This window comes from Pedobacter sp. 01T416_2, from assembly GCF_056398925.1.
In genome coordinates this window covers 1-8,166 of sequence record NZ_JBFTQI010000203.1, presented here as the reverse complement: position 1 = coordinate 8,166, position 8,166 = coordinate 1, and the positions used below count along the sequence as shown (strand labels likewise).

Annotated in this window: 7 protein-coding genes; 3 read left to right on the top strand and 4 right to left on the bottom strand. The window is 39.6% G+C overall.

Annotated elements, in window-relative coordinates:
* Window positions 1-686, top strand: a 686-nt coding sequence (locus tag AC1DPQ_RS10785) for an MFS transporter (RefSeq protein ID WP_477609218.1), incomplete at its 5' end; no start/stop codon positions are given.
* Between the two features lie 318 nt (window positions 687-1,004).
* Here AC1DPQ_RS10785 and AC1DPQ_RS10780 read toward each other — a convergent pair.
* On the bottom strand, window positions 1,005-3,296 hold the full coding sequence (locus AC1DPQ_RS10780) for a multicopper oxidase domain-containing protein (RefSeq protein WP_477583985.1): 2,292 nt from the start codon (window positions 3,294-3,296) through the stop codon (window positions 1,005-1,007).
* A gap of 15 nt (window positions 3,297-3,311) precedes the next feature.
* Window positions 3,312-3,788 (bottom strand): DUF3347 domain-containing protein, encoded by a 477-nt coding sequence (locus AC1DPQ_RS10775; protein WP_477583983.1) that lies wholly within the window; start codon window positions 3,786-3,788, stop codon window positions 3,312-3,314.
* Window positions 3,789-4,444: 656 nt separating this feature from the next.
* On the opposite strand from AC1DPQ_RS10775, the gene nth reads away from it, so the two are divergent.
* Together nth and recA are read left to right on the top strand one after the other, a co-directional pair.
* Window positions 4,445-5,110: an endonuclease III gene (nth, locus tag AC1DPQ_RS10770; RefSeq protein WP_477583982.1), complete on the top strand. Its 666-nt coding sequence runs from the start codon at window positions 4,445-4,447 to the stop codon at window positions 5,108-5,110.
* Between the two features lie 135 nt (window positions 5,111-5,245).
* Window positions 5,246-6,259, top strand: a complete 1,014-nt coding sequence (gene recA / locus AC1DPQ_RS10765) for a recombinase RecA (protein ID WP_029280282.1) — start codon at window positions 5,246-5,248, stop codon at window positions 6,257-6,259.
* A gap of 116 nt (window positions 6,260-6,375) precedes the next feature.
* Here recA and AC1DPQ_RS10760 read toward each other — a convergent pair whose 3' ends face one another.
* Together AC1DPQ_RS10760 and tsaD are read right to left on the bottom strand one after the other, a co-directional pair.
* Entirely contained in the window at window positions 6,376-6,573 is a 198-nt protein-coding gene (locus AC1DPQ_RS10760) for a hypothetical protein (protein WP_477609216.1), read from the bottom strand.
* Between the two features lie 242 nt (window positions 6,574-6,815).
* Window positions 6,816-7,817: a tRNA (adenosine(37)-N6)-threonylcarbamoyltransferase complex transferase subunit TsaD gene (gene tsaD, locus AC1DPQ_RS10755; RefSeq protein WP_477585317.1), complete on the bottom strand. Its 1,002-nt coding sequence runs from the start codon at window positions 7,815-7,817 to the stop codon at window positions 6,816-6,818.
* Window positions 7,818-8,166 lie beyond the last annotated feature (349 nt).

Here is an 8,166-nt window from a genome sequence, read left to right as displayed (position 1 = left end):
GCCTTGTTACTTTGCTAAGTTTAAAATTATGGCTTCCAGCGCTGGAAGCCACAAAAAACCGTGATTTAAAAGCAGAACTAAGTTTCTTCAAAAAAAGAGAAGCATGGATCATCATTTTGATGATCTCGATCGGAACGGGTGGATTATTTACCTGGTACAGTTATATCGCCCCTTTAATGACAGATGTTGCAGGCTTTTCGCCAAATGCAGTAACCTATATATTAATGCTGGCAGGTTTGGGCATGATGTTCGGCAATTACGTTGGCGGCCGATTGGCCGATAAATTTTCACCAGCAAAAGCGTCTGCAGCCTTGTTGCTCACCATGGTAATTACACTAACCATTGTTCACTTCGTATCCGCAAGTCAGCCACTGGCTTTAATTATGACTTTTGTTACCGGCGCCGTATCTTTTGCGTTGGCAGCCCCAATACAGATGTTAATGATCCAGAGTGCTAAGGGCTCCGAAATGCTGGCAGCATCTGCAAGTCAGGCGAGTTTTAATATTGGTAATGCTTTAGGCGCATTCTTCGGCGGGCTTCCACTAGTTTATGGATTCGATTATACTTCGCCAGCCTATGTTGGTGCAGCTATGGCTTTGGTTGGTGCTTTTTTTGCCTTCTGGTTAATTAAAAGTAATCAGGACGTAACGGAACAGGTTAAAGTGCCAGCAACTTCCTTTCACTAAAAATATTCGTCATTGCGAACGAAGCAGCACTTTGTGATGGAGCGTAGTAATCTATATTGTTACTTTTTTTAGAAAATGAAAGTTAGTGCAAGCAAAAATTTCAGTCCTGCTGTACACTGTAGCCTCGCAGAAAAAGCTCGGGCTGCCGTTCCCATCAGGTTTAAAACGAAAGGTCAGTGCGGTTAATTAAAAACCCTTCGCAATTCCTGAATGATTGGATGTGATAGTCCAAATCACTCACTCATTCAATCATTCAAAACTCAATCATTCAAAATTAGTTGCCAGTTAACTTTTTGAGGGAGATTACAAATGCTTAGATCAATAATTAAGCGTTAAGCCTGCGCCAAAGCCCATATCGCTATCATAGTGCACAGAAATGCCCATGTATTTAGTGGTAATAAATTTAAGTCCGCCCATAAACTCTTTATCACTATTTACCATAAAGCTTGCCCTTAAGCGTTTAGAAATTGGTATATCTTCCCGCATTAACTGTAAACGAACATTACCGTCGTGGTAAACTTCTGCCTGCGCTACTACCAACATAGGCAGCGTGTAGGCAAGCCCTACACTAAACATACTTCTTTTATCCTTTGTGCTTTTTTGGCCAAAAATATTGCTTTCCTGTTCGCCAGCTTCCATTTTCCGGTAGCGCCAATCGAAACCTACAAAAGGCATTAGCCACTGCATTCTATCTACATATCGGCCAATATGAGTTTCGGTTTCAAAGCCGTGCATTTTATTGTAACCTAAGCGCCATTCAGCGCCAATGCTCCAGCGCGTATTTGCCAACATGACCATACCATCGTTTCCGTTACTGGCAAAATCGTTTTCTGCCATAAAATGAAACATCCTGTCATCGGCAAAAAGTTTTCGCTGCGCCAATTTAGGGTTTGGGATTTCGGGGTTTAGCGGCGAGTTTTCATAACTAAAGATTTTACCCATCCCACTCATCATGTGGTATAAAATGTGGCAATGAAAAAACCAATCGCCACTTTCTGAAGCGCTAAACTCAATGGTATCGCGCTCCATGGGCATAATATCGAGTACATTTTTTAAAGGAGCGTAATCGCCCTGACCATTAATTACCCTAAAATCGTGCCCATGCAAGTGCATAGGGTGGCGCATCATACTGTTGTTATATAAAATGATCCGCAGGTTTTCGCCCTTTTTAATGAGGATTTTATCTTCTTCAGAAATGGTTTTATTATCCAAAGTCCAAACATAACGGTTCATGTTGCCCGTTAACTGAAACTCCATTTCGCGGGTTGGGGCTTTAGGTAAAACCGTTTTTTCAGGTGAGCGCAACATATCGTAATTTAATGTTGTCATGGGGCCTTTTGCGCTTTTGCTACTACCCATATTATGGGCTTTATGCGCATCAGCAACAACAGTATCAGTCCCAGTATCATCCAGCTCAGCATACATTACGGTATTCATATCCATCACCTGGTTCTGCATTTTCATGCCTTCCATCTGCACCAGATTACCGTTCATATCCATCATTTCGTTCATCATTTTCATGCCTTCGAAATATTTCAATTTGGGCATTTTTTGAGCCGGCACTTTTTGCCCACTACCCAGCCATAAGGAAGCAGATTTGGTACGGTCTTCGGGGGTTACCAAAAACTCGAAGCTTTTGTTTTCGGGGATGGTTACAATTACATCATAGGTTTCGGAAACAGCAATAATCAGCCTATCTACTTCTACGGGTGTTACATCGTTACCGTCGCTGGCCACTACCGTTATTTTACCACCGGCATACGTGAGCCAAAAATAGGTAGATGCCCCGCCGTTAGCAATGCGCAACCTTACTTTATCGCCTGCTTTGAGCTTGTTTGGTACCTGATATTGATTTTTTCCATTAACTAAAAATGCTTCGTAGTACACATCACTCACATCCATGGCAGTCATCCGTTTCAGTTCGTTGGTGAGCTTGGTTTTAAAGTGCCCACCTTTTATTGCTTCGACATAACTCTGTGTTGTGCCTTTTTTTATCGCGAACCAATCATTGGCATTGTGTAATCGCCTGTCTACTTCGTGGGGCATCATATTTGTCCACTCACTCAAAACAACAGGTATCGTCGGTATAGTGGGTTCTTTTCTTTTGTTTAAGATCATGGCACCGTACATTCCAATCTGCTCCTGTAAGCCCGAATGGCTATGGTACCAATGGGTACCGTTCTGTATAATCGGAAAACGGTAAACATGGGTTTTATTGGGCGCAATAGGCATTTGGGTTAAATAAGGAACCCCATCATATTGATTTGGCAAAAATAGCCCATGCCAATGCAACGAAGTTGACTCCTTTAGTCTATTATGTACATGTATTTCTGCTGTATCGCCCTCGGTAAAAGTTAGTGTTGGCATAGGTATTTGCCCGTTAACCGCAATGGCTCTTTTAGGTTTCCCGCCAAAAGTTACCGTTGTATCGGCAACATATAAATCATAGCGCACAACCCCCGGCGACTTTTTGTTGCCTAAAGTTTCCACATCACTTGCTTTGAGGGGAGCTTTTTTTGGGGCAGCTGCTTTTACCTCACTGTGCTGATGTTGGCCAAAAGTAAAACTACTGAGCAAAATACTAAGGCAACAAACTAAAATAAACTTCATTTTGTAGCGTATGTTTTATTTAAGCACCACGGCAACCTTACCACAAGTTAACATTTTACTGCCATAATACGGATTTTTTATTGCCTCGCTTTCACTTAACCAATAGCTTTTTTTCATCGGGCAATAAGCATAATAAACAGGCTTATCGTTAAGTTTTACTGCTTTTACCAAGGCATAAAAATCGGTTGACAGGGAGGTAAAATGATCTCTTTGATGTTCAATATCTTTACTTTCCGCAATGTGCTCAGCATCAAATAATATTTTATCACGCAGAACTTTCGAAGTGTTCGTTTTCTCGTTGGCTTTTATGGCGTTAATTAATGCGGTAGCCTTGGTGCCAGCCACGCTTGCATTGCTGCTAATTAAGGCATCTTTAACTTCGTAATAAGCCTGCAAAGGGTTAACCGCTGCTGCTTTTTCCTGTGCTGATACACTGCCAGCCACAATTAGTACAAGGACATTGATTGTCCATAATTTAAATAATCTTTTCATTTTGTGTTAAGTTAAATGTTATCAACCTATTTCCTGATACCAGTTAGCGAGCTGCTTATTAATTTGCTTTGCAACCAGAACAGGGTTTTATTATTATACAAAACTAGCGCTACAGCCTTTCCGGATGTTACACATTTACCGAAAATGTTTATATAATTATCGCTTGTAGTTGGGCCATGAGGTTGGCGTTAAGCGGTTAGCGTGGATTGAGCGATTTAAACAATTAACCTTTTATAAGTAAAGGTCCTTCGACTAAGCTTTCATTGACGTTATTTTGCAATTGCTTACTAATAAGATATTTGCGACATTATGCATTTCCATCCAGCCATGCCACAGCACCGCATCCCTGTTCCGCTTAAATCCGGCCTAACAAATTTTTCGGATTCTGCTGACCCAGCCACACCGCTGACCTCTAAAGAAAAATTTTCAGCCGGTGTTTTTTGTTTCTTTTTGACATCAAAAAGAAAGAGCCTTTCGGCGGCGGTGAGCCGAGGAAAGCATGAGCTGTAGGGTAAAAAATAATCAATTATACGTCGTTAATATTGATTTTTATGAAATAAATTATTCCTCATGATAGCAAATCTCAGTTTTATCTCACACCTCTCCCATCTTCCATTTCCCATATTACATTTTCCATCTTTAACCTATATTTGCACATGCTTAAAAAAGAACGCTACAAACTTTTTGTAGAACATTTTTCGGCCAAGCAGCCTGATGCAGAAACCGAGTTACATTATAATAATCCCTACCAGCTTTTAGTGGCGGTAATCCTTTCAGCACAATGCACCGATAAAAGGGTAAACATGGTAACCCCTGCGCTTTTTCAACGGTTCCCTAATGCTAAAGCGCTGGCCGAAGCTACGCCCGATATTGTTTTCGATTACATCAGAAGTATCAGCTATCCCAACAATAAGGCAAAACACCTGGTGGGTATGGCTAATATTCTGCTTAACGAATTTAACGATGTGGTGCCTTCTGGGATTGACGACTTACAGAAAATGCCAGGCGTTGGCCGCAAAACCGCCAATGTAATTGCCTCGGTAATTTACAATGCACCGGCAATGGCGGTTGATACCCATGTTTTCCGTGTGGCCAACCGTTTAGGTTTAACCAATGGTAAAACCCCACTGGCGGTTGAAAAAGATTTAGTTAAAAACCTTCCCGAGCACGATATCCACATTGCACACCACTGGCTTATTTTGCACGGACGTTACGTTTGTGTGGCCAGAAGCCCCAAATGCGATGTTTGCGAAATTACTTACATGTGCAGGTACTTCGAACGCTTAACCACTCAAAACGAAAGAGATAAACTAAAAGCCTAAAAAATTATTTTCACTTTACTATTGATATTAGCTAAAAAACATTTACATTAGCTAAATATATTAGTATTATAAATATCAACATTTAAGCATATTAGCCGATAATCGATTATATTTACGCAATCAATGAAAAAAGAAATGAGCACTGCAAATCCAGATAAATTAAAAGCCCTACAACTTACCTTAGATAAGCTAGAGAAATCTTACGGTAAAGGTACCATCATGAAACTTGGCGATTCTGCCATTGAGCCAATAGATTTTATTTCTACAGGATCGATCAGTTTAGATATTGCTTTAGGTATTGGCGGTATCCCAAAAGGCCGTGTAATAGAAATCTATGGTCCGGAATCTTCTGGTAAAACAACTTTAGCCACACATATTATTGCCGAAGCACAAAAAAAAGGCGGTATTGCTGCTTTTATCGATGCAGAGCATGCTTTTGATCAGTTTTATGCAAAGAAACTAGGTGTTGATACCGATAACCTTTTAATCTCTCAACCAGATAATGGTGAGCAGGCATTAGAAATTGCTGATAACTTAATCCGTTCGGGTGCTATTGATGTAATTGTAATTGACTCTGTTGCCGCTTTGGTTCCTAAAAGTGAAATTGAAGGCGAAATGGGCGATAGTAAAATGGGWTTACACGCCCGTTTAATGAGTCAGGCGCTACGTAAATTAACCGGAACAATTTCGAAAACCGGATGTTGCTGTATTTTCATTAACCAATTACGTGATAAAATTGGTGTAATGTTCGGCAACCCTGAAACCACAACCGGTGGTAATGCGTTGAAATTTTATGCATCGGTACGTTTAGATATCCGTCGTATATCACAGATCAAAGATTCTGATGAAGTTTCCGGTAACCGTGTGAAAGTAAAAATCGTTAAAAATAAAGTGGCTCCACCTTTCCGCATTGCAGAATTTGATGTAATGTTTGGTGAAGGTATTTCTAAAAACGGAGAGATTGTAGATTTAGGTGTTGACTTCGGCATCATCAAAAAAGCAGGCTCTTGGTACTCTTACGGAGATACCAAACTTGGCCAAGGTAGAGACGCCGTAAAACAATTGTTAAGCGACAACCCTGAACTTGCAGAAGAATTAGAAATTAAAATTAAAGCCGAAGTAACCGGCGATAAATTGGCTGAGAAATAAGCCTATCTTAAATTCAATAATATTAAAAACGCCCTGCTAAATATTTTTAGCAGGGCGTTTTGCTTTATATGTTATAATATTTTATAGCACAGGCCTTTATTGAAAAGGCACCGTTATTAATTCTGGCTAAAAATGGCGTTAAAATCTTTGGTTACATACACAATTACMAAAAGTGCGGCAATAACCAAAGCACCTAAAATAATCACCCCCCAGCTTCCTTTTAGTTTGTTTTTGTCATTTCTGATCAACCAATATAAAATACCGATTAGCGGTATCGCGCAAACAATCCAAAATATTAACGATGCTCCAGTCATATATATAAATTCAATTTAAACAATTCTCATTGCCAGTTTTCAATTGGCGGTTTACAGTTTTTTGCCACGGAAGCACAGAAACACGGAGGTACATTGCCTTAACCACCGTAGTAAGATTGCTTCGTTCCTCGCAATGACGAACGAGGGAATTAACCGGTTTTCAGTTGCCAGTTTACCGTTAACAGTCAACTACTCTAGGCAATTAACTATTTACTAATGAACCAATGACCAATGAACCAAAATTAAAACTCCATTCTCGCCATTGGCGAAACATCCTGTCCTACGAAATCCTGTTTCAGGTATTTCTGGTAGCCTGCTATGGCAATCATCCCTGCATTATCTGTACAGTATTGAAAAGCGGGGATATATACCTTCCAGCCCAGTTCGTCGGCTGTTTGCTGTAATCCATTTCTTAAACCGGAGTTCGCCGAAACACCTCCTGCAATAGCAATTTCATTAATTCCGTATTGTTTTGCCGCTTTCTTTAACTTATTCAGCAAAATTTGCACAATGCTATGTTGAACCGATGCGCAAATATCATCTAAATTTTCGGCAATAAAATTATGGTTCTCTTTTTCCTGCTTCCTGATAAAATACAGGATAGAAGTTTTAAAACCACTAAAGCTAAAATTCAGATCGGCAATTTGCGGTTCGGCAAATTTAAAGGCCAAAGGATTTCCATGCTGTGCATGTTTATCGATCAGCGGCCCTCCCGGATAAGGCAAAGCCAGTAATTTAGCAGTTTTATCAAAAGCTTCACCCGCAGCATCATCCAATGTTTCGCCAATTATTTCCATATCAAAGTAATCTTTTACCAGCACAATCTGTGTGTGCCCGCCCGAAACGGTTAAACAGATAAATGGAAAACCTGGCTTAGGATCATCAATAAAGTGCGCTAAGATGTGCGCATGCATATGATTAACAGAAATTAAAGGTATATTTAAAGCTAATGCAAAAGATTTTGCAAAAGAAACACCAACCAGTAACGATCCTAAAAGGCCGGGGCCACGTGTAAAAGCGACAGCATTAATGTCCTGTTTTGTAACTTTAGCATTAATTAAAGCTTGTTGTACGGCAGGCACAATATTTTGTTGATGTACCCTTGAAGCTAATTCAGGTATAACACCACCATAATTTTGATGAATTGTTTGGTTTGCAATAACATTGGCAGTAATTTTGCCGTTGTTACAAATAGCAACGGATGTATCATCGCAAGAAGACTCGATAGCAAGTATAACAGACAAATTATTAATATTTAAGCTGCAAAATTATTAAAAAACTATTTAAAATACTCCTTTGGGTAATCGCATCAATAATTCTGCTGTTTGCGCTTCTTATTTTTTCGCTACAATTTAAGCCTGTTCAAACTTATTTTGCGCAGAAGGCTGCCGCATATTTATCTAAAGAGCTTAAAACCACCGTATCAATCAAGAGTCTCTACATCAAGCCATTTAAATCTATTGTACTCGAAGATTTATTGGTTTTAGATTTACAAAAAGACACTTTACTAAGCACACCACAATTTATGGTGGATATTAATCAATTATCCATTGATAAAAAGATCATTGATATCAATACCCTTCAAATTAACAA

Excerpts from the sequence above, each read along its gene's own strand:
- AC1DPQ_RS10780 (WP_477583985.1), bottom strand. The coding sequence starts at position 3,296 with ATGAAGTTTATTTTAGTTTGTTGCCTTAGTATTTTGCTCAGTAGTTTT.
- AC1DPQ_RS10775 (WP_477583983.1), bottom strand. The coding sequence starts at position 3,788 with ATGAAAAGATTATTTAAATTATGGACAATCAATGTCCTTGTACTAATT.
- nth (WP_477583982.1), top strand. The coding sequence starts at position 4,445 with ATGCTTAAAAAAGAACGCTACAAACTTTTTGTAGAACATTTTTCGGCC.